This is a genomic window from Stenotrophomonas sp. pho, assembly GCF_006228405.1.
GTDB lineage: Bacteria > Pseudomonadota > Gammaproteobacteria > Xanthomonadales > Xanthomonadaceae > Stenotrophomonas > Stenotrophomonas sepilia.
Genome location: NZ_CP029759.1, coordinates 2,588,219 through 2,608,019, shown reverse-complemented (window position 1 = coordinate 2,608,019; position 19,801 = coordinate 2,588,219). Strand labels below are relative to the sequence as shown.

The following is a 19,801-nucleotide window of genomic DNA, read 5'->3' as shown; positions in this document are numbered from 1 at the left end:
CCGGCAACTCGTATCACCCCAACGCGTCGGCCCACCACAGTGCGGCCGGTCCCGGCGGCGCGTCGCGGCGCCAGAGCAGGTCGCTGTGGATGCGCCGCGGCCAGCCGGGCAGCGTCAGTTCCACCAGTCGCCCGCGGTCATAACGTTGCACCAGTGCCCGCGGCAGCTCGGCCCAGCCGATGCCGTCCTCGGCCATCTCCATCACCATCAGATAGTCGGTGGCGGTCCAGGCCAGGCCGGTGACGATGTGGGATTGATCGACCTCCGCACTCAATCGCACCTGCCGGTGCCGCGCCAGCTGTGCGGCGCTGCGACGGCCGGCGCTGGCCAGTGGGTGCTCGCGCGCCACGTACACCGACAGTTCGCTGTGATGGGCCAACGGCCGGGCCATCAGGCCATCCGGATAGCTTTCCTGTTGCGGCAGCAGGCCCAGCGCGGCGCGGCCGCTGCCGACCAGCTCCAGCACGTCATCGCCTTCGGCATCCAGCCATTCCAGTTCGATCTCCGGGAATGCTTCGGCAAAGCGCTGCAGCACGCGCTGCTCCGGATCGAGCTGGTACACGTCGGAGAACACCACGGTCAGCCGCGCTTCGACCGGCGCGGCCAGGCGCACACTCAACTGCTGCAGGCGGGCATCGGCGGCGAGGATTTCCTGGGCATGGCCGAGCACCTGGCGCCCGGCCTCGGTCAACCGGGGGTAGCGCCCGCTGCGGTCGAACAGGCTCACGCCCAGGTCGGCCTCCAGATGGGCAATGGCGGTACTGACCGTTGACTGGGTCTTGCGCAGGCGGCGCGCCGCCGCCGAGAACGAGCCCAGCGCGGCCGCTTCCACGAAGGCCTGCAGGGATTCGGGGGAATAGGGCATTGATCCATCGCTCCTGTCGATGGGATCCATTTTGGTGCCACCGTAAAAGGCGATGATACTGGCCGCCGTCGCCCCTGTCTGCGGGCGTTCCGGACCCTCCACGCATGCCGTGGACCCATTGAAGAGGCGGCGCGGTCCCCGCCTGCAAGGAGCTTCACATGTCCCGTACTGTTCCCGCCCGTGGCGCGCTGGCCGCCTGGGCCTGCCTGACCGTGGCGATCATCGCCGAGGTGGTCGGCACCTCGTTCATGGCCCATGCCGCCCGCGACGGCGGCTGGAGCGGCTACCTGATCATGGCTGGCGCGCTGGCGCTGTCCTACTTCTTCCTCGCGCAGTCGGTGCGCCGCATTGCTGTGGGCGTGGCCTACGCGGTGTGGGAAGGCCTCGGCCTGACCCTGCTGACCGTGGTCGGCCTCACCGTGTTCGGCGAGAGCCTGTCGCTGCAGCAGCTGGCCGGCCTGATGCTGGCGGTGGCCGGCATCGTCTGCGTCACCCTCGGGGAGGCGCACTGATGAACACCCTGGCCCTGTTTTTCGTGATCTGCTCGGCGCTGATCGACGTCGCCGCCAACATGATGGTGGCCAAGTCGGAAGGTTTCCGTCGTTGGCGCTGGGGCGTCGGTGCGATCGTCCTGGTCTGGATCGCCTTCGCCCTGCTGGGCCAGGCCGTGCGCTACATGGATCTGGCCACGGCCTATGCGATGTGGGGGGCGATCGGCGTGATCGGCACCGCCAGCTGCGGCCGCCTGTTGTTCGGCAACCGCCTGCGGCCGATCGGCTGGGTCGGCATCGGTCTGGTCACGGCGGCGGTACTGCTGCTCAGCACCGCCAAGTAGCAGCACGCCCGGTCGCGAGCGGGGCGGCGAGGGTGCAGCGATTTGCGAAGTCGCCCGCGCTCATCGACACTGCGGTTTTCCACATGGAGTGCCCGCATGTTCAGCCACATCACCGTAGGGACGAACGACATGGATGCCGCACGTCGCTTCTACGACGCCCTGTTCGCCGCGATGGACGCGCGTGCGGGCGTATTCGACGAGAAGGGACGGCTGCTGTACTTCAAGGATGGGCGGATGTTCGGTGTAACCGCGCCGATCGATGGGCAGCCAGCGTGCCATGCCAACGGCGGCACCATCGGTTTCAGTCTGGGCAGTGCAGAGGCCGTGCGTGCCTGGCAGGAAGCTGGAGTGGCTCACGGTGGCAGCGCCATCGAAGATCCGCCCGGCGTCCGCAACATGTCCGGTCGGCAGGTGTTCCTGGCCTATCTGCGTGACCCGGATGGCAACAAGCTGTGTGCGGTGCATGTAATGTCGTGATCGGACAGGATGCGCGTGGCCGCGCCGCAGGCGGTGCGCGCGGCCCGCGCAAGCAAGGGTGCGTCGCAGCGCGCGCGTGATACCACGGAATGAGCGGACGGGCCTGCGACCACAGGCCGCAACTTCATGCTCTGTCCACTGCGGTTCAGCCAGACTCGGTCGGCTAACCCTTTGATCTTCCGGAGAACGCCGCCCCATGGAAGTACTGGAGCCGCAACAATCCCCGGTGCGCACCCTTCGGCCTGTGTTCGCCTTCGCGGCGATCGTTGTCGTGGCGTTCGCGCTGTTCGTCAGCCTGTTCCCGCTCGGCGCGGGCCGCCTTCTGCTCAAGGCACAGGACTGGGCCGCCCTCAACGTCGGCTGGTACTACCTGCTGGCCATGACCCTGTACCTGGTGTTCGTGGTGGGCGTGGCGTTGTCCAAGTACGGTGGCATCAAGCTGGGTGCCGACCATGACGAGCCGGAGTTCAGTTACCTCTCATGGGCCGGCATGCTGTTCGCCGCCGGCATCAGCATCACCCTGTTCTTCTTCTGCGTATCCGAACCGCTGACCCACTACCTGCAGCCGCCGCAGGGCGATCCGGCCGCAGGCGAGGCTGGCGCGCGCCAGGCCATGCAGCTGCTGTTCCTGCACTGGGGCCTGCACGGCTGGGGCGTGTTCGCGCTGGCGGCGATGGCGATGGCCTACTTCGCCTATCGCCACAACCTGCCACTGGCCCTGCGCTCTGCGCTGTACCCACTGATCGGCAAGCGCATCAATGGCCCGATCGGCTACACCGTGGATGCGCTGGGCATCGTCGCCACCGTATTCGGCATCGGTGCCGACATGGGCTTCGGCGTGCTGCACCTCAATGCCGGCCTCTCGCACCTGTTCGACATTCCGCACTCCAACCTGGTGCAGATCATCCTGGTGGTCAGCATGATGGGCGCGGCCGTGGCCGTGGCCGTGTCCGGCGTCGAGAAGGGCGTGCGCTGGATGGCCAACATCAACATGCTGCTGGCGATCGCGCTGGTGCTGTTCATGCTGTTCGCCGGGCCGACGCAGTACCTGTTCAGCACGCTGATGCAGAACCTGGGCGACTACCTGGGCAGCGTGGTCGGCAAGAGTTTCGATGTGTACGCCTATGGCGGCCGACCGGAATGGCTGGGCGGCTGGACGGTGTTCTACTGGGCCTGGTGGATCGGCTGGGCACCGTTCGTCGGCCTGTTCATCGCGCGCATCTCACGTGGCCGTACCATCCGCGAATTCGTGTTCGGGGTGCTGCTGATCCCGCTCGGCTTCACCCTGGCCTGGCTGTCGATCTTCGGCAACAGCGCGCTGGACCAGGTGCTCCACCACGGCCAGCAGCAACTGGCGCAGCTGGCGGTGGATGACCCACCGACCGTGTTGTATGCACTGCTGGATGGCTACCCGTGGAGCCGCACGGTGATCGCGGTGACGGTGCTGGTGAGCTTCATCTTCTTCGTGACCTCCGCTGATTCGGGAGCGGTGGTGTTGTCCACGCTGTCGTCGCATGGTGGATCACCCGAAGACGATGGTCCGCGCTGGCTGCGCGTGTTCTGGGGCACAGTGATTGCGGTGCTGACCGCAGGGTTGTTGCTGGCCGGCAGCATCGATGCATTGAAATCGGCGGTGGTGCTGGCATCGCTGCCGTTCTCGGCGATCCTGCTGCTGATGATGTGGGGCCTGACCCGCGCGTTCAGTGACGAGTCGCACCGCAAGCGCGCGCTGCAGTACCGGCCTTCGCCGTTGATCGGAGACGATCGCCATCATCAGGGCTGGCGCCAGCGCCTGAGCCAGGCCATGCACTTCCCGGTGCGCGACCAGGTCTACCGCTTCATGGATGACACCGTGAAGCCGGCGATGGAGGCGGTGGCCGAACAGCTGCGCGGGCAGGGTTGGGATGTATCCACCCGCTTCGAGGCCGGCGACATGGAGCTGACGGTGAACCACGGCGAGCAGCAGGACTTCCTGTACCGGGTGATCCTGAGCGGCTACCTGACCCCGTCGTTTGCCGCGCAGCAGCTGCGCAACCAGCGCTACTACCGCGCCGAGGTGCATCTGTTCGAAGGCAGCCAGGACTACGACCTGGTGGGCTACAGCCGCAAGCAGATCATCAACGACATCATCAGCCAGTACGAACGGCACCTGCAGTTCCTGCACCTGAGCCGGTGATGGTAGTGCCGGCCGCTGGCCGGCAACGCGAACGGGGCGGCGCACCATCGCCGCCCCGTTGGCGCATCAGAACCGGTAGCGCGCACCCAGCGAGACGAACTGTCCGCGAAGGTTGTACTGGCTGATGTCGAAGCCGTTGGAACCGCCAGCCGGATCGAACGGCGGATCCTTGTCGGTCAGGTTCAGCACCGACAGCGACAGCGTGGTATTCGGAATTCCCTCGTACGCCACGTAAAGGTCCAGCTGGTGATACGGCTTGACGCGGTTACGCAGCCCCGGATTGCTGGTCGCCGTCGCCACGCGCTGGTCGTAGCCGCTCACGTACTGCAGGCTCAGCGTGCTGCTCCAGTCGCCCACCGCCCAGTTCAATGAGGTGGTGCCGCGCGTACGCGGCAGTGCGCCGTGGCGGTTGTTGCCGGCGCCTTCGTACGGCGACTGGCCAGCCACCAGCGGCTGCTTGAAGCTCAGCAGGTGGGTCCAGCTGCCGGCCACGGTGAAGTTGCCCCAGCCGTCGGTACGGAAGGTGCGGCTGGCGTCCAGGTCCAGCCCGAGGTGGTCAACTCGCCCTGGTTGGCATACTGGTTGGAGATGAACTGGATGCGTCCCTGGGCATCACGTTGCACGCGGCCCGGGAACAGGGTCGGGTTGTCGACGATGAACTGCGCGCTGTCCGGCTTGACCAGGTTGTCCTGCTCGATGCGGTACCAGTCCAGGCCGATGCTGGTATCACCATCCGGAGACCACACCGCACCCACGTTGAAGTTGCGCGAGCGTTCGGCCTTCAGGTCGGGGTTGCCGGTGCGGATGTTGGTGACGCCACGGCTGCCGCCGGGCTGCAGCGGATCCAGCGGATCGATCACCGAGCCGTAGCTGACGGTCTGGCCGGGCGCGATCTCCGGCAGCGAGGGGGCGCGGAAGCCACGCGAGAACGAACCACGCAGCAGCAGGCTGTCCAGCGGCTGCCAGCGCAGCGCCACCTTCGGCGAGAACGCCTTGCCGAAGTCGTCATAGTGATCGCCGCGGCCAGCCGCCTGCAGCTCCAACGTGCGGTGCAGTGGCACGCTCAGTTCGGCATAGGCGGCACTGACCTGGCGCTCGCCGTTGACCACGTTGATGGCCGGGCGCAGTTCGGTGCCCGACAGCACCTGCGCGCTGGTGCGCGCGTCAAGCGATTCCTTGCGGAACTCGGCACCCCAGGCAAAGCCGACCGTACCGGCGGGCATCTGCCACAGCGAGGTCGAGGCCTTCAGGTTCAACGCGTGCAGCTTGTACCAGCCTGGCCGCTTGGTCTGCAGACGCAGTGCATCCAGCGCGCCCGGCGTGGCGGACGGGTTGAGGAAGTTGTAGCTGCCGTCGCGCAGGATCTGTTCGAACGCATAGCGGTTGACGAAATTGTCGACGTACTCGCGCTGCGCACTTTGCGAGGTCAGCGCCGCGACTTCCCAGTCCCAGCGTTCACCGCTGCCGCGCACGCCGGCCAGGGCACGGTAGAACACCTGCGTGTTGTCCTTCAGGCGCGGGCCGAGATCGAAGAAGGTGTACTCGAACGGCAGCGGCGTGCTGCCCGGGTTGTTCGGGTGGCCGACCGGCAGCACCGCCGGCACGTCAATCAGCGTGCCGGTGGCCGGGTTGTACGCGCGCAGGCCGGGGCCGACGGTCAGCGGCGCGCTGAAGATCTGGTCGGCCTTGTTGTGGCTGTACAGCATATCGGCGAAGGCCTCGACGCTGTCATTGAAGCGGTAGGTTGCACTCAACGAGGCCTGCAGGCGCTCGGCGCCGGGTTGCAGGGTCTTGAACGGCTGCGCATTGAAGGCGCAGGCCTGGCCGGGCAGGGTACTGCCGAAGTCGCTGTACGGGCGCAGCTGGCTGCCCTCGGGGCAGTTGGCGAACGGCTGAGGTGCACGTGGGTTGGACAGCCAGTTGCCACCGGCGGTGGACCAGCCGGCCAGGCGTCCGCCGGGCTTGTCGCGGAAATCGCCGCTGCGGGTATAGGCGCGCTGGTCGGCGTCGAGGCGATCACTCTTGACCAGGTCCAAGCCGAACAGCACGTTCCAGCCCTGCTGTTCGAGGTCGCCGAAGCCGGCCAGCAGGTTGGCCTTGCGTTCGTTCAGGCCGCCCTGGGTGGCGGTACCGAAGCCGCCACCCACTTCCACGCCCTGGAAGTTCCTGCGCAGGATGATGTTGATGACACCTGCGATGGCATCGGAGCCATACACCGCCGAAGCACCATCCTTGAGCACTTCGATGCGCTCGACTGCGCTGATCGGCAGCGCGTTGAGGTCGACGAACGTGTCCTGGGTATTGAGCGCGAAGCCGAAGTTGGACACGCGGTAGCCGTTGACCAGCACCAGCGTGTTCTTCGGCGACAGGCCACGCAGGCCGATCGATGCAGAGCCGGCGGCGAAGCTGCCCGTGTACTGCTCGTCGAAGCTGTTGCCGGCATTGGCCGACAGATTGCGCAGCACGTCGGTGAGGGTGGAGCGGCCGGTCTGCTCGATCTGTTCACGGCTGACGATCTGCACCGCGTTGGGCCCGGCGGTATCGCTGCGCTTGATGTTGGAGCCGGTCACCAGCACGGCGCCGAGGGTGGTGCTGTCCTTGCCGGCATCGGTGGTTTCAGAGGCGCTGGCGGTGCCAGCAGTGAGGCCCAGCGCGATCGCGCCGGCAAGCAGGTTCAGGGTGGTGCGGTACATGGAAGCGGCAACGCCGAACGGGGGAGGAGCCGTCAGTACCGCATGCAGGTACCTGCGCCTTCCAATGACGAAAGCGCATTCAGTTATACATCACAGGTTCTTAACGAGCCGACTCGGTGGGTGCGGACCGTTGGTCCGCACTCCTCCTGGGGGTCAGATCCCTTTCCGTTGGAAAAGGATCTGACCCCGGTTGTCCGGCCATCACGGCCGCAGCAGCACCTTGCCGTTACGGCCCGAACCGGCGCCCGCCTTCGCCGCTTGGGCGATATCGTCCAGCGCGAAGATCTGCTCCACCGGCAAGGTCAGTTCGCCGCTGGCCGCGCGCTTGAGCAGCTCGCCGACCAGCCGGCGCTTGTCCTCCACCGCCATCGCCTGGCTGACCTTGCTGCCCCAGAAGCCCTTCACCGTGGCCTCCTTGTAGATCAGGCCGCCGGCGGGAATGTGCATCGGTTCGCCACTCATCACACCGAACGACACCAGCGTGCCGTGGTGGCCGAGCAGGTCGACCAGATCGCCACTGGCGTCGCCGCCGATGGAATCCACTGCGGCCGCGGCCTGTGCTTCGCCGGTCGCCTCACGCACGCGATCCTTCCAGCCGTCCACCGAGGTGTCGAATACATGATCGATGCCCAGCGCCTGCAACTGCGCTACGGCCGCGGCATTGCGCACCAGGTTGGCCACGTGCACGCCGCGCGCCTTTGCCAGCATCGCCAGCGACTTGCCGACCGCGCCGTTGGCGGTGTTCTGCACGATCCACTGGCCTGCTTGGACGTGCAGGAATTCCAGCAGCATCAGCGCGCTCAGCGGCATCGCGATCAACTGTGCGGCCATCTCGTCCGGGATCGCCTCCGGCATCGGAATCACCATGCGTGCCGGTGCGACGAAGGCCTCGGCCCAGGTGCCGTGCACCGAGGCGGCGGCTACCCGCTGGCCGATCTGTAGGCCGTCCACGCCATCGCCGAGTGCATCGACCACGCCCAGTGCTTCACTGCCACCGATCGCCGGCAATGTCGGCTTGTACCCGTAGAGGCCACGCACGGTCAGCAGGTCGTGGTTGTGGATCGAGGCCAGCACGGTGCGGATGCGCACCTCGCCGGGGCCGGGCTCGGGCAGGGCGGCATCGGCAATGGCGAGGACGTCGGCCGGGTTGCCGAAGGAGGAGTACTGGGCAGCGCGCATGGGGCGGTGTTCCGGGGAAAGTGGATGTTGTACCGAACTGGGGACGCAGGGCATGTCGACAAGGCGTCGCCGCTGCAACACGGCATCCTGCGACTGATCGTCGCGGCATGTCGTGATTACCGCATCTTGTGTTGACGGTGCGCGTCATCCCCACTATGTTGTGGCCGTCACTCCCGGTCAGCCGCCGCCGCCGGACATGCAGCAAACGTCCCGCGGCCCGCCCCTGAAGGCTTGCCGTGTCGACGCGGCCGCCATCGTGCGGACGCAGGTCGCCCCCACGGCCCGGATACCGGCCGCAGGCGCAGGCAGATGCCGACGACCTACGTTCCCGCACCCTGGCAATCCACCCGTTCGCCCCGTGCGCCGGTATCGCGTCCAGGGCCGCCATGGCATCGAGCGCCAATGCGCGTGCGAGCCTGGAGTTTCACCACCATGACCGACAGTACCTTCCGCGTGGCCGATCCGGCCGGCGCTGGCGACGCCTTGCGCGCCGGTGGCGAGCGCGTACGGACCTGGATCACCAAGGAGGCCGGCAACCGCCGCCTGCCGTTCGACGCCGAGCGCCTGCAGCGCAGCATCGATGCCGTGCATGCCGAGTTCCCGCAGCTGGATGTGAGCGACTACCGCCGCGTGGTGCAGGCAATGGTCGAGCGCAAGCCCAGCATCAGCGCCGATGACCTGGTCGATCTGTTGATCCGCGAGGCCGAATCGCGGGTGGACCTGGTCGCGCCCGAGTGGGAACAGTTCGCCGCGCGCATCTACCTGCGCCGCCTGTACAAGCGTGCCAGCCGCAACCGCTTCTACGATGTCAGCCTGAAGTACGGCTCTTACGTGGGCCTGCAGGAAAGCCTGGCTGACCGCGGCATCTACAGCAACGACATCCTGCGCTGCTATTCGAAGGAAGAGCTGCAGCAGGCCGGTGAGATGATCGATCCGGAACGCGACCGCCTGTTCGCCTACAACGGCCTGTACCTGCTGGCCACCCGCTATCTGGCCAGCGACCGCAGCCGCGAGGTCTATGAACTGCCGCAGGAGCGCTGGCTGACCATTGCGCTGTACCTGATGCAGGAGGAAAAGCCGCGCGAACGCCGCATGCAGCTGGTCGGCGAGGCGTACTGGGCGCTGTCCAACCTGTACATGACGGTGGCTACGCCGACCCTGGCCAACGCCGGCAAGGTGGGCGGCCAGCTGTCCAGCTGCTTCATCGACACGGTGGACGACAGCCTGCAGGGCATCTATGACTCCAACACCGATATCGCGCGCGTGTCCAAGCACGGCGGCGGTGTTGGCGCCTACCTGGGCTACGTGCGCAGCAGCGGCGCACCGATCCGTGGCGTGGCCAACTCCTCCGGCGGCGTGGTGCCGTGGATCAAGCAGCTCAACAACACGGCGGTGTCGGTTGATCAGCTTGGCCAGCGCAAGGGCGCAGTGGCGGTGTACCTGGACATCTGGCATCGCGACATCGAAGCCTTCATGGACCTGCGCCTGAACAACGGCGACCAGCGCCTGCGCGCGCACGATGTGTTCACCTCGGTGTGCGTACCCGACCTGTTCATGGAAGCGGTCGAGCGCCGCGCCGACTGGTACCTGTTCGACCCGCACGAGGTGAAGCAGGCCAAGGGCTGGTACCTGCAGGACTTCTACGATGAGAAGCGCGGTTCGGGCAGCTTCCGCGACCGCTATGCCGAGCTGGTGGCCGATGAGAGCATCAGCCGCCGAACGGTGAAGGCCATTGATCTGTTCAAGCGGATCATGCTCAGCCAGCTGGAGACCGGCAACCCGTTCCTGTTCTACCGCGACGAGGTCAATCGCAGGAATCCGAACAAGCACGCAGGCATGATCTATTCCAGCAACCTGTGCACCGAGATCCTGCAGAACATGAGCCCGACGCGGATGATCCAGGAGATCGTCAGCGGCGACCAGATCGTCACCACGCGCCGCGCCGGTGACTTCGTGGTCTGCAACCTGTCCTCGATCAACCTCGGCCGGGCAATCAGTGCGCCGGATGACCTGCTGGCCACCGATGTGCTGGAGCGCCTGATCCCGATCCAGGTACGCATGCTCGACAACGTGATCGACCTCAATGCGTTGCCGGTGCCGCAGGCCACGATCACCAACCGCAAGTACCGCGCCATCGGCCTGGGCACGTTCGGTTGGCACCACCTGCTGGCGCAGCAGGCGATCCAGTGGGAATCTCCGGATGCCGAAGAATTGGCCGACCGTCTCTACGAACGCATCAACTTCCTGACCATCCAGGCCAGCGCGCAACTGGCGCAGGAGAAGGGCAGCTACCCGATGTTCGCGGGCAGCGACTGGCACAACGGGCGCTACTTCCGTGACCGCGACTACACTGGCGCCGCATGGGACAGCCTGGCCCGCGAGGTCGCCACGCACGGCCTGCGCAACGGATGGCTGCTGGCCGTGGCGCCGAACATGAGCACCGCGCAGATTGCCGGTTCCACCGCTTCGATCGACCCGATCTACAGCGCGTTCTACTACGAGGAGAAGAAGGACTTCCGGCGACCGGTGGCAGCACCGGGACTGTCGCTGGAGACCTGGCCGTACTACGAGAAGGGCGCCTACAAGGTCGACCAGTTCGCCAGCGTGCGCCAGAACGCGCGCCGCCAGCGGCATGTCGACCAGTCGATCAGTTTCAACCTGTACGTGCCCAGCACCATCCGTGCGAGCACGCTGCTGGAGCTGCACCTGAGCGCCTGGCGCGAAGGCCTGAAGACCACCTATTACGTGCGCTCCAACGACATCGACATCAGCGAATGCGAGTGGTGCGCCAGCTGACCACCGGCGACCCACGGTAGTGCCGGCCGCTGGCCGGCAACACGATAGAAAGAGAACGAAGGCAGAAGCCCATGGCAACCCCCCTCGACCGCATCAAGATCCTCGAACCGCGCCATCCCAACCGCAGCACCGGCATCATCAACGGCCAGACCAGCGGCATCCTCAACTGGAACGATATCCCGTACCCGTCGTTCTATCGGGCCTACAAGGAGCTGTCGACCAACTTCTGGATTCCCGACGAGGTGGACATGAAGCTGGACGCGCGCCAGTACGGCGAGCTGTCAGGGCGCGAGAAGAACGCCTACGACTCGATCATCGGCCTGCTGGCCACGCTGGATTCGCCACAGACGCGATTCATCTACAACGTGGCCGAGTACATCACCGACCCGGCTGCACATGCCAACGCGGCGATCATCGGCCAGCAGGAAGTGATCCACAACGAGAGCTACAGTTACGTGCTGGCCTCGATCACCGACCTGCCGAACCAGAACCGGATCTTCGAGATCGCCCGCACCCACCCGACCATCATCAAGCGCAATGCCCCGATCATGGGTGCGTACGACGACTTCATGCGCGAGAAGACCGCCGAGACCCTGCTCAAGTCGTTGATCCAGTCCTCGATCCTGGAGGGCATCAATTTCTATTCCGGGTTCGCGTACTTCTACAACATGGTGCGGCAGAACCGCATGAACGGCACCGGCAAGATCATCAGCTTCATCAATCGCGACGAGCTGGCCCATACCAAGTTCATCAGCGAGCTGATCCGCGCCATCATCGGCGAAAACCCCGAGCTGCAGACCAATGAGTTGACCGCCTATGTGCACCAGTCATTCGAACATGCCATCGAGCTTGAGACGCAGTGGTCGTCGGAGGTGCTGGATGGCATCGATGGCATCGACGTGGACGAGATGGTGCGCTACGTGAAGTACCGCGCCAACAAGATGGCCGGCATGCTCGGCATCGAGCGCCTGTACAGCGACACCACCGACAACGTGATGCCTTGGATCAGGGCCTACGCCGACAACTTCACCGAGACCAAGACCGACTTCTTCGAGATGCGCAATGCAAGTTACAAGAAGACCAACGTCGACAACGGCTTCGACGACCTCTGAGCCCGGCACCGCGCTGAGCATCCTGATGGTGGTCGCCTCCTTGAGCGGCAACACCCGCGAGCTCGGCCGGCAGATCGCCGAGCGCTGCCGCGCCGCAGGTCATGCGGTGCACTGGCAGGAGGCCGACGACCTGCGGCAGGCGCCGCCGCTGGCTGCCGGCGAGGCCGACCTGGTGCTGCTGGGCTGCTGGACCGACAACGCCGGGCGCACGCCAGCGGAGATGAAGGCGTGGGTGGCTGGCATTGCCGAGCGCGGTCAGCAGCCACGCCAGCTGGCGGTGTTCGGCACCGGCGAAACGCAGTGGGGGCAGGAGTACTACTGTGGTGCCGTGCACCGGCTGATCCGCTATTTCCGCAGCGACTACCCGCCGCTGGAGATCGAACAGATGCCGCATGGCGAGCGTCATGCCGAAGCCATCGACGCCTGGACCGATGCGGTCCTGGCCCACTACTGGAGCAACCACGATGCAGATCATCGACGCCACCACGCCTGAGCAGTTCCAGCAGCTGCTGGCCGAGCACCCGCGGGTGCTGGTGGATTTCCACAAGGACCAGTGCCCCGGGTGCCGGATGCTGGAAGTGTCGCTGCACCGCGTGGCCAACAGCGTGGCGGGGCAGGGCACCACCTTGCTTCGCGTGCAGCTGGAAGTGCTGGGTGAGGCGTTCTTCAGGGAACTGGGGCTGCGGCAGACGCCGACGCTGTCCCTGTTCCGTGATGGTAACGAACGCACGCGCCTGGCCGGGTTCCAGTCGCCGCAGCAGATCGAGGCCGCGATCGCGTTACATTTGTAGAGCCGAGCCATGCTCGGCTGCTGTTCGTGCCGGGTGCGATGAGTCGAGCATGGCTCGACTCTTCAACGGCGCCTTGGCATTTCACGCTATGCGCCGTTGAAGGTATCCACCAGCAGCTTCACGTTCAACACCACGATCACCAGCGCGATCACCCAGGCGATCGCGCCCAGCCAGCGCGGGGCCACCAGCGCCCCCATCGTCACCTTGTCGGTCACGATCCGCACCAGCGGGATGATCGCGAACGGCAGCTGCATCGACAGCACTACCTGGCTCAGCACCAGCAGCTTCACCGCGCCCTGGTCGCCGAACAGCAGGATCACCACCACCACCGGAATGATCGCCAGTGCGCGGGTGATCAGCCGTCGCAGCCACGGCGGCATTCGCAGGTGCAGGAAACCTTCCATCACGATCTGGCCGGCCAGCGTCGCGGTCACCGTCGAGTTCAGGCCGGAGGCCAGCAACGCGATCGCAAACAACGTTGCCGCCACGCCCACGCCCAGCATCGGCGCCAGCAGCTGGTGCGCCTGCTCGATGTCTTCCACGTCGAAACGACCATTGGCATGGAACACCGCCGCCGCCAGGATCAGGATGCTGGCGTTGATGAACAATGCGAGTGTCAACGCGAGAGTGCTATCGGTAACCGCCCAGCGCAGCGCACTGCGGCGGCCTTCATTGGTACGCGGGTAGGCGCGGGTCTGCACGATGGACGAATGCAGGTAGAGATTGTGCGGCATCACCGTGGCACCGATGATGCCGATCGCGATGTACAGCGCGTGCGGATCGGTCACCACCTGCGCGCGCGGAATGAAGCCTCCCAGCACCGCCATCACTGGCGGCGCAGCCATCGCGATCTGCACCACGAAGCAGGCGAAGATCACCATCAGCAGCGCGATCACGAAGGCTTCCAGCGCACGGAAGCCGCGGTTCATCAGCAGCAGCACCAGCAGCGTATCCAGCGCAGTGATCACCGCGCCCCAGAGCAGTGGCAGGTCGAACAGCAGCTTCAGCGCGATCGCGGTGCCGATCACCTCGGCCAGGTCGCAGGCGATGATCGCCGCCTCGCACAGCGCCCACAGCGCCAGGTTCACCGGCTTCGGGTAGCGGGCGCGGCAGGCCTGCGCGAGGTCCATGCCGGTGGCGATGCCGAGCCGTGCCGACAGCGCCTGCAGGATCACCGCCATCAGGTTGGAAATGAGGATGACCGACAGCAACAGGTAGCCGAAGCGCGAACCGCCGGCGAGGTCGGTGGCCCAGTTGCCTGGGTCCATGTATCCGACCGAGATCATGTAGCCCGGACCAAGGAAGGCCAGCAGGCGGAACCACCAATGGCCCTTGTCGGGCACCGCGACCGAGGCGTTGAGCGCACCCAGGCTGGCCGGAGTGGAGGCCGAAGGGTCGCGGGGCGCCAGGGTGTTCATGGGTCCGAATATAGCTCCTGCTATAGTCATTAGCAATGTGAAACAATCGTCTTTATCGCGTTACTGGTCCAGAATTCAGGTTCAACACTGGATCACCCCGGAAGGACAGGCGCAGGCGTGGGCAAGACCGACGATTCGACATCGCTGAAAAGCACCCCCTTGATCGAGGCCGAGCGCCAGGTCGAGAGCTTCCGGCAAGTGCGCGAGGCGCACCGGATGGAACTGGTGGAGGACTATGTCGAGCTGATTTCGGACCTGCTGGCCGATGGCGGCGAGGCCCGCCAGGTCGACATTGCCACGCGCCTGGGTGTGGCCCAGCCCACCGTGGCGAAGATGCTGCGGCGCCTGGCCCGTGATGGTTGGGTGGTGCAGCGGCCGTACCGCGGCGTGTTCCTGACCCCGGAAGGCGAGGCGCTGGCCCATGCCAGCCGCCAGCGGCACCAGACCGTGGAGCGTTTCCTGCTGGCGCTGGGCGTGGACGCAGACACCGCGCGGCGCGATGCGGAGGGCATCGAGCACCATGTCAGCGAACAGACGCTGGCGTTGTTCGAGGCATTCGTGCGCAGGGCCGAGGGCGGCTGAGCCACGTTTCCTGTAGAGCCGAGCCATGCTCGGCTGCTGTTCGCGCGATGACAGGGAGCATCCACGCATGGCGTGGATCTACAATCCAGGCGGGCAGCGCGCCTGCTGTTGCGCGCACGCGCGTTTCGTCCATTCCTTCAACACTGGCTGCAGGCCTTCATAGCGCCGGCCCTGCCATCCGTTGGCCAGCACCTTCCCATCCGCATCGATCAGCACCAGGTTCGGTGGTCCCAGCCCGGCCAGTGCCTGCAGTGCGGGCATGCGCGCGGCGCGGCGCGGGTCCAGTACCGGCCACGGCATGTCCTGCGCGTGCATGTAGCGCCGCAATGCAGCCTCGCTCTCATCCAGGCTGACGTACACCACTTCGGTATCGGCGCCGGTCTCGCGCAACGCGTCGCGCACACTGCGCAGCGTGGGTACGAAGGCATGGCACGGTGCACACCAGTCGGCGCCGAAGTACAGCGCCACCAGCTTCGGTGGCGGCGACCATTGCATGGGCCGCAGTGACCGCTGTTCTGGCCGCATCAACGAGGCGGCGACCTGCGCGTGCAGGTCTGCCGCCATCGCCGGTACGGCCAGCAGGAGCGCGCCGGTCAGCAACAGCGTCCGCAGTGCTTCAGAACGCATAGCGCAGGTTGAGGTACCACGAGCGCGCGAAGCGCGGCCCGTAGACATAGTCGCTGTCCCGCAGCGCGCCCACTTCGAGGTCCTTCTGGCGCTGGTCGAATACGTTCTTGACGCCCGCAGCTACCGACACTTCCTGCTGCGCCTGTGCGCCCAGATGCCGGTGCCAGCGCGCACCAAGGTCGGTGACCAGGAACGAACGTGTGCGGTGCAGCTCGCCCAGCCGGTTGTTCAGCACCGACATCGGCCCGGTATGGCGCAGCGCGACGAAGGTCTCCCACGGTTCGGCCGGAATCCAGCTGAGCTGTGCCAGGCCGGTCCAGCGCGGTGTCTTCAGGTAGTCGCGGCTTTCGATCACGGTGTCACCGCCGTCGCCGGTGTCATCGAAGATGCGCTGCGGTTCGCGGAAGCGTGAGCGATACCACGAGGCACCGGCGGTCAGGCGCCACTGCGGCGAGGGTTGCCAGCCGAGGTTGGTTTCCGCGCCCAGCACGTTGGAGCCGGAAGCGTTGTAGCGCAGCTGGCTCAGCTGGCCGTCATCGCCGCGCTGGATCTCGCCCAGCGCGAAGGTGTCGCGGATGCGTGCATAGGAGGCGGTGGCATCCCAGCTCCACACCGGATTGGCCGGGTCCGAACGCCAGTCGAAGCCGAACAGGGTGGTCAACGCGCGTTCCTCTTTCAGACCGTCCGTGTTGCGCACGCGCACCTGCTCGCCACCCAGCGTATCGACATGCACGTCCTCGACGAAGATCTCCGGGGCACGGAAGCCGGTGGCGATGCCGGCGCGCCACTTCAGGTTCGGGGTCGCCTGCCAGGCCAGCGCGATACGCGGCGAGAACACTGCGCTGTCCAGTTCCGAGCTCTTGTCCACGCGCGCACCCAATACCAGGTCGACGTTGTCGCGCAGGCTCCACTCGTCCTGGATGAAGGCGCCGATGTTGTGGAAGGTGGCGTCTTCCAGCACCGCCAGGCGCTGGCCATCACCGGTACGGTTGTCGTCGCCCAGCGCCTCGTGCTTGTACTGCACACCGAAGGCCAGTGCATGCGCGCCCAGCCGCCAGTTCAACTGGCTGTCGATGTAGTGCAGCGGGTTGTGGGTGTGGCCGTACTGGCGCCATGAACGCGAGGCCGCGCTGCCGGCCAGGTTGCGGTCAAGCTGCAACGGGTCATGGCCGGGCGCCGAGGGATCGGTGACCACGTCGCCCAGGCCGCCGTAGAAGCTGTCGCGGTCGATGTCGGCGAAGGCGTAGGCCAGGCGGAAATCGACGTCGGCGGTGATCTCCTGGTCCCACGACACACTGCCGCGGCGGTATTTCGTATCCAGCGATTCGGCGATGTTGGCCAGGTACTCTGGCTGGTCCAGGCGATTGCCGCCGCGGCGGGTTTCATCGGTCACCTGCAGGTCCAGGCGCAGCCGCGTGCCCGGCGTGGGCGCGTACCAGGCCTGCAGCCCGCCGACCTTGAGGTTCTTGCGGGTGATCTCGGTGTAGCCGTCACCGTTGTAGTCGATGCCGTTGTTCCAGTTGCGCTGGGCAATCACCGACAGACCGGCGTCTGCGTCCTTGGCGACCAGGTCCAGTCGAACGTCGGCGTTCTTCTGAGGTGTACCCTCCAGCACATCCACGCCGGCCTGCACATGGCCGCCGCTGCGCGCCGGCAGCGGCGGAATCAGGTTGATCACACCGGCAACCGCGCCCGGTCCGTACAGCGCCGATCCACCGCCCTTGACCACTTCGATGCGGTCGACCAACCCGGCCGGGATCTGTTCCAGGCCGTACACGCTGCCCAGCGTGGACAGCAGCGGGATGCCATCGAACAGGAGCTGGTTGTAGGCGCCGGGCAGGCCCAGCAGCTGTACTTCGCTGGTGTTGCAGTTCTGGCAGTTGCTCTCCACGCGCAGGCCGTTGATCAGCTCGGCGGCGCGCGAGAAGTCGGTGGCCGCGCGCAGCGCGATGTCTTCCTTGCGCAGCACTTCCGTGCGGATCGGCACGTCCGACAGCAGGCGTTCACTGCGCGTGGCGGTGCTGACCTTGACCTGCACACGGTCCAGTTCGGTCGGTTTCGGAGTGTCAGCCAGTGCAGGCAGCGGCAGGGCCAGGGTAATGGCGGCGGCCAGCGGCAACCTTCGGAAGCGGTGGGGGATAGAGCACATGAGGGCGTCGTCCTTGGGGAAGAAAGGCGGCGAGGGCGACCTGGCTGATGCATATGGAAGCAGCGGCTTATCAATATAGCAAGCGCTATATAACGAAGCCGCAGCAATTCCGAGTGGAGCGCCGGCCGGGTCAGATCAGGGAGTGTTATAACATTACATAAAACAACCACAAACCTGCCGGTGGTCATGTCCGGAGGATGGAGTTGCCGTGTGGGCAGTGAGGTTGGGGTCAGAGCCCTTTCCTTTGGAAAGGGATCCGACCCCAGGGCGCGATCGTCAGCCGCGGCGGAATGCGGCGGGCGTGCGGGCGCCGACGATGATCATGCGGATCATCGTGGAGATCTGTTCGACCAGCTCCGGATCCTTCTCCGGAGGCAGGTCCATGGCGGTGGCGCCCATCGCGAACACCAGCCGGGTGATGGCCTTGGCTACCAGTTCCGGAGCGTGCAGCACCGCGCCATCCAGTGCGGCCAGGCGCACCAGGTCGTGCTGCAGCTCTTCCTCGAAATAATGCAGCTCGCGCTCGACTGCGTGCTTGAAGTCGTCCGAGCCGACCGCGCCTTCGCGCAACAGCACGTGCAGCAGCTTGTCGTCGGCGCGCAGTTGTTCCATGAAGGTCTCCACCGAAACCCGCACCACGCTGGTGGCGGTGGAGGTGGCGCGCTGGCGGGCCTCGCCGATGATGGTGCGCAGCGAGCGGCCGGCTGCGTCGATCAGCGCTACGGCCAGTTCGTCCATGTCGCGGAACTGCCGGTAGAAGCTGTTCGGCGCGATGCCGGCCTCGCGTGCCACTTCGCGCAGGCTGAGCGTGGACAGGCTGCGGTGCGGCCCGATCAGCTTCAGGGCGGCGGCCAGCAGATCTTCGCGGCTCACCGTACGGCGGGCCGGGCTGTTGGCATCTTCAGGCGTCGACAAGACGGTGGCGGCGGCCATGACGGTTCCGGTGGGGCGAGGCTGAATCATACCCAATCCGGTTCAATATACACATGTATACACAGGTGTATGTGCGCCCGTATAGTGCGCCCATGAGCGCTGTCGTCCGTCCATCCCTGTTCTCTCCGTACCGCTGGCTCTCGCCGTCGCTGTTCGATTTCTGGGCGGGCCAGCTCAATCCCCTGTGGACCCTGCGCGAGCCGGTGGCCCGCCTGGTCCGGCGCGAGCCGGCCGGCGAGGGCGCGGCGACCCTGGTCCTGCGCACCAACCGGCACTGGGCCGGCATGCGCGCGGGCCAGCACGTCACCCTCGGCGTGGAGATTGAAGGACGCCTGTGGCAGCGCAGCTACAGCCCCACCGCACTGGGACCGCGCGAACTGGCGATCACCGTCAAGGCGGTCGAGGGCGGCCGGGTCAGCCAGCATCTGGTCAACCATGCGCAGCCGGGCGAGCTGTTCCGCGTGGAGGCTGCGTTCGGAGAATTCCAGTTGCCGGCCGCGGCTCCGGTATTGCTGCTGGCGGCCGGTAGTGGCATCACGCCGATGCGCAGCCTGCTGCGCGACGCCTGCCAGCGCCCGCTGGCCGCGCCGGTGGACCTGTTCTACTGGGAGCGCAGTGCCGCCCAGCTGCAGTTCCGTGATGAGCTGCAGGCGCTGGCCGCGCGCCAGCCGAACCTGCGTGTGCACCTGCTGACCACCCGCGAGGGTGATGCGCCTGCCGCACGCATCGATACTCACGATCTGCAGGTCGCCGGCGATGACACCCCGTTGGCGCAGCGCCACGTGCTGGCCTGTGGCCCGGATGGATTCGTTGCCGCTGCGCGCGAACGCCTGGCGCACCAGGTCGCGGGTTTCCAGGCGGAAGCGTTCACTCCGCCGGCGCCGTTGCGCGACGCCAGCAGCGAAGGCGAAGTGTCGCTGACCCTTGCCCGCAGTGGCCGCCAGCTGAGCGTGCCGCGCGGCCGCTCGTTGCTGGAAAGCCTCGAAGCCCATGGCATCAAGCCCAAGCATGGCTGCCGCATGGGCATCTGCAATACCTGTAGCTGTGACCGCGTCAGTGGCGCCACCCGCCACCTGCGCACCGGCGACCTGCAGTCCGAATCGGCACAGCCGGTGCGGATCTGCGTGAGCGCACCGACCACCGACCTGACCCTGGATCTCTGAGGACG

General features: G+C 66.2%; 16 protein-coding genes and 1 pseudogene. 10 read left to right on the top strand and 7 right to left on the bottom strand.

All coding sequences use genetic code 11. From position 1 onward, the window contains the following. Window positions 1-13: 13 nt before the first annotated feature. Complete coding sequence (locus DL544_RS12280) at window positions 14-865, bottom strand: LysR family transcriptional regulator (protein WP_005416961.1); 852 nt, start codon at window positions 863-865, stop codon at window positions 14-16. Between the two features lie 158 nt (window positions 866-1,023). On the opposite strand from DL544_RS12280, the gene DL544_RS12275 reads away from it, so the two are divergent. From DL544_RS12275 to betT, 4 genes are all read left to right on the top strand, one after another. After that, window positions 1,024-1,377, top strand: coding sequence for an SMR family transporter (locus DL544_RS12275; protein ID WP_005416959.1), 354 nt, complete (start codon window positions 1,024-1,026; stop codon window positions 1,375-1,377). Continuing rightward, entirely contained in the window at window positions 1,377-1,700 is a 324-nt protein-coding gene (locus DL544_RS12270; protein ID WP_065179190.1) for a DMT family transporter, read from the top strand. The genes DL544_RS12275 and DL544_RS12270 overlap by 1 nt, the downstream gene beginning before the upstream one ends. A 96-nt stretch (window positions 1,701-1,796) precedes the next feature. After that, entirely contained in the window at window positions 1,797-2,177 is a 381-nt protein-coding gene (locus tag DL544_RS12265) for a VOC family protein (protein ID WP_005416954.1), read from the top strand. Between the two features lie 196 nt (window positions 2,178-2,373). Then, window positions 2,374-4,353, top strand: a complete 1,980-nt coding sequence (betT, locus tag DL544_RS12260; protein ID WP_005416952.1) for a choline BCCT transporter BetT — start codon at window positions 2,374-2,376, stop codon at window positions 4,351-4,353. Window positions 4,354-4,419: 66 nt separating this feature from the next. On the opposite strand, the pseudogene DL544_RS12255 reads toward betT, so the two are convergent. After that, window positions 4,420-7,046, bottom strand: a pseudogene (locus tag DL544_RS12255) (TonB-dependent receptor). A gap of 201 nt (window positions 7,047-7,247) precedes the next feature. Further along, window positions 7,248-8,225, bottom strand: coding sequence for a zinc-binding dehydrogenase (locus DL544_RS12250; protein WP_065179191.1), 978 nt, complete (start codon window positions 8,223-8,225; stop codon window positions 7,248-7,250). A gap of 432 nt (window positions 8,226-8,657) precedes the next feature. Between DL544_RS12250 and DL544_RS12245 the strand changes: the two genes are divergently transcribed. The 4 genes from DL544_RS12245 (at window position 8,658) to DL544_RS12230 (ending at window position 12,924) form a co-directional block, all read left to right on the top strand. Beyond that, the gene (locus DL544_RS12245; RefSeq protein WP_139727245.1) at window positions 8,658-11,021 is read left to right on the top strand and encodes a ribonucleoside-diphosphate reductase subunit alpha; all 2,364 of its coding nucleotides are present in this window, start codon (window positions 8,658-8,660) and stop codon (window positions 11,019-11,021) included. A 71-nt stretch (window positions 11,022-11,092) separates the two neighbouring features. Next, window positions 11,093-12,133, top strand: a complete 1,041-nt coding sequence (locus DL544_RS12240) for a ribonucleotide-diphosphate reductase subunit beta (RefSeq protein ID WP_005416944.1) — start codon at window positions 11,093-11,095, stop codon at window positions 12,131-12,133. A 25-nt stretch (window positions 12,134-12,158) separates the two neighbouring features. Continuing rightward, window positions 12,159-12,626 (top strand): flavodoxin, encoded by a 468-nt coding sequence (locus tag DL544_RS12235; RefSeq protein ID WP_080375118.1) that lies wholly within the window; start codon window positions 12,159-12,161, stop codon window positions 12,624-12,626. Continuing rightward, the gene (locus DL544_RS12230; RefSeq protein ID WP_005416939.1) at window positions 12,598-12,924 is read left to right on the top strand and encodes a thioredoxin family protein; all 327 of its coding nucleotides are present in this window, start codon (window positions 12,598-12,600) and stop codon (window positions 12,922-12,924) included. Before DL544_RS12235 ends, DL544_RS12230 begins: the two co-directional genes overlap by 29 nt. An 86-nt stretch (window positions 12,925-13,010) precedes the next feature. Here the strand turns inward: DL544_RS12230 and DL544_RS12225 are convergent, their stop codons facing one another. Beyond that, window positions 13,011-14,342, bottom strand: a complete 1,332-nt coding sequence (locus tag DL544_RS12225) for an Nramp family divalent metal transporter (RefSeq protein ID WP_139727243.1) — start codon at window positions 14,340-14,342, stop codon at window positions 13,011-13,013. 117 nt (window positions 14,343-14,459) lie between these two features. Here DL544_RS12225 and mntR point away from each other — a divergent pair, with 117 nt between their 5' ends. Further along, window positions 14,460-14,924, top strand: a complete 465-nt coding sequence (gene mntR / locus DL544_RS12220; RefSeq protein ID WP_005416934.1) for a manganese-binding transcriptional regulator MntR — start codon at window positions 14,460-14,462, stop codon at window positions 14,922-14,924. A 78-nt stretch (window positions 14,925-15,002) separates the two neighbouring features. On the opposite strand, the gene DL544_RS12215 is transcribed toward mntR, so the two are convergent. The 3 genes from DL544_RS12215 to fabR form a co-directional block, all read right to left on the bottom strand. Next, window positions 15,003-15,551, bottom strand: a complete 549-nt coding sequence (locus tag DL544_RS12215; protein WP_065179192.1) for a thioredoxin-like domain-containing protein — start codon at window positions 15,549-15,551, stop codon at window positions 15,003-15,005. Beyond that, window positions 15,541-17,700, bottom strand: a complete 2,160-nt coding sequence (locus DL544_RS12210) for a TonB-dependent receptor plug domain-containing protein (RefSeq protein ID WP_139727241.1) — start codon at window positions 17,698-17,700, stop codon at window positions 15,541-15,543. The genes DL544_RS12215 and DL544_RS12210 overlap by 11 nt, the downstream gene beginning before the upstream one ends. Before the next feature lie 276 nt (window positions 17,701-17,976). Next, complete coding sequence (gene fabR / locus DL544_RS12205; RefSeq protein WP_005416927.1) at window positions 17,977-18,633, bottom strand: HTH-type transcriptional repressor FabR; 657 nt, start codon at window positions 18,631-18,633, stop codon at window positions 17,977-17,979. Between the two features lie 92 nt (window positions 18,634-18,725). Between fabR and DL544_RS12200 the strand changes: the two genes are divergently transcribed. After that, window positions 18,726-19,796: a ferredoxin reductase gene (locus DL544_RS12200; RefSeq protein ID WP_176556924.1), complete on the top strand. Its 1,071-nt coding sequence runs from the start codon at window positions 18,726-18,728 to the stop codon at window positions 19,794-19,796. The last annotated feature ends 5 nt before the right edge of the window (window positions 19,797-19,801 follow it).

Coding starts and splice junctions, on each gene's coding strand:
- DL544_RS12275 (WP_005416959.1), top strand. CDS start 1,024: ATGTCCCGTACTGTTCCCGCCCGTGGCGCGCTGGCCGCCTGGGCCTGC.
- DL544_RS12280 (WP_005416961.1), bottom strand. CDS start 865: ATGCCCTATTCCCCCGAATCCCTGCAGGCCTTCGTGGAAGCGGCCGCG.
- DL544_RS12245 (WP_139727245.1), top strand. CDS start 8,658: ATGACCGACAGTACCTTCCGCGTGGCCGATCCGGCCGGCGCTGGCGAC.
- DL544_RS12250 (WP_065179191.1), bottom strand. CDS start 8,225: ATGCGCGCTGCCCAGTACTCCTCCTTCGGCAACCCGGCCGACGTCCTC.
- DL544_RS12235 (WP_080375118.1), top strand. CDS start 12,159: ATGGTGGTCGCCTCCTTGAGCGGCAACACCCGCGAGCTCGGCCGGCAG.
- DL544_RS12225 (WP_139727243.1), bottom strand. CDS start 14,342: ATGAACACCCTGGCGCCCCGCGACCCTTCGGCCTCCACTCCGGCCAGC.
- DL544_RS12210 (WP_139727241.1), bottom strand. CDS start 17,700: ATGTGCTCTATCCCCCACCGCTTCCGAAGGTTGCCGCTGGCCGCCGCC.
- fabR (WP_005416927.1), bottom strand. CDS start 18,633: ATGGCCGCCGCCACCGTCTTGTCGACGCCTGAAGATGCCAACAGCCCG.
- betT (WP_005416952.1), top strand. CDS start 2,374: ATGGAAGTACTGGAGCCGCAACAATCCCCGGTGCGCACCCTTCGGCCT.
- DL544_RS12265 (WP_005416954.1), top strand. CDS start 1,797: ATGTTCAGCCACATCACCGTAGGGACGAACGACATGGATGCCGCACGT.
- DL544_RS12215 (WP_065179192.1), bottom strand. CDS start 15,551: ATGCGTTCTGAAGCACTGCGGACGCTGTTGCTGACCGGCGCGCTCCTG.
- DL544_RS12200 (WP_176556924.1), top strand. CDS start 18,726: ATGAGCGCTGTCGTCCGTCCATCCCTGTTCTCTCCGTACCGCTGGCTC.
- DL544_RS12240 (WP_005416944.1), top strand. CDS start 11,093: ATGGCAACCCCCCTCGACCGCATCAAGATCCTCGAACCGCGCCATCCC.
- DL544_RS12270 (WP_065179190.1), top strand. CDS start 1,377: ATGAACACCCTGGCCCTGTTTTTCGTGATCTGCTCGGCGCTGATCGAC.
- DL544_RS12230 (WP_005416939.1), top strand. CDS start 12,598: ATGCAGATCATCGACGCCACCACGCCTGAGCAGTTCCAGCAGCTGCTG.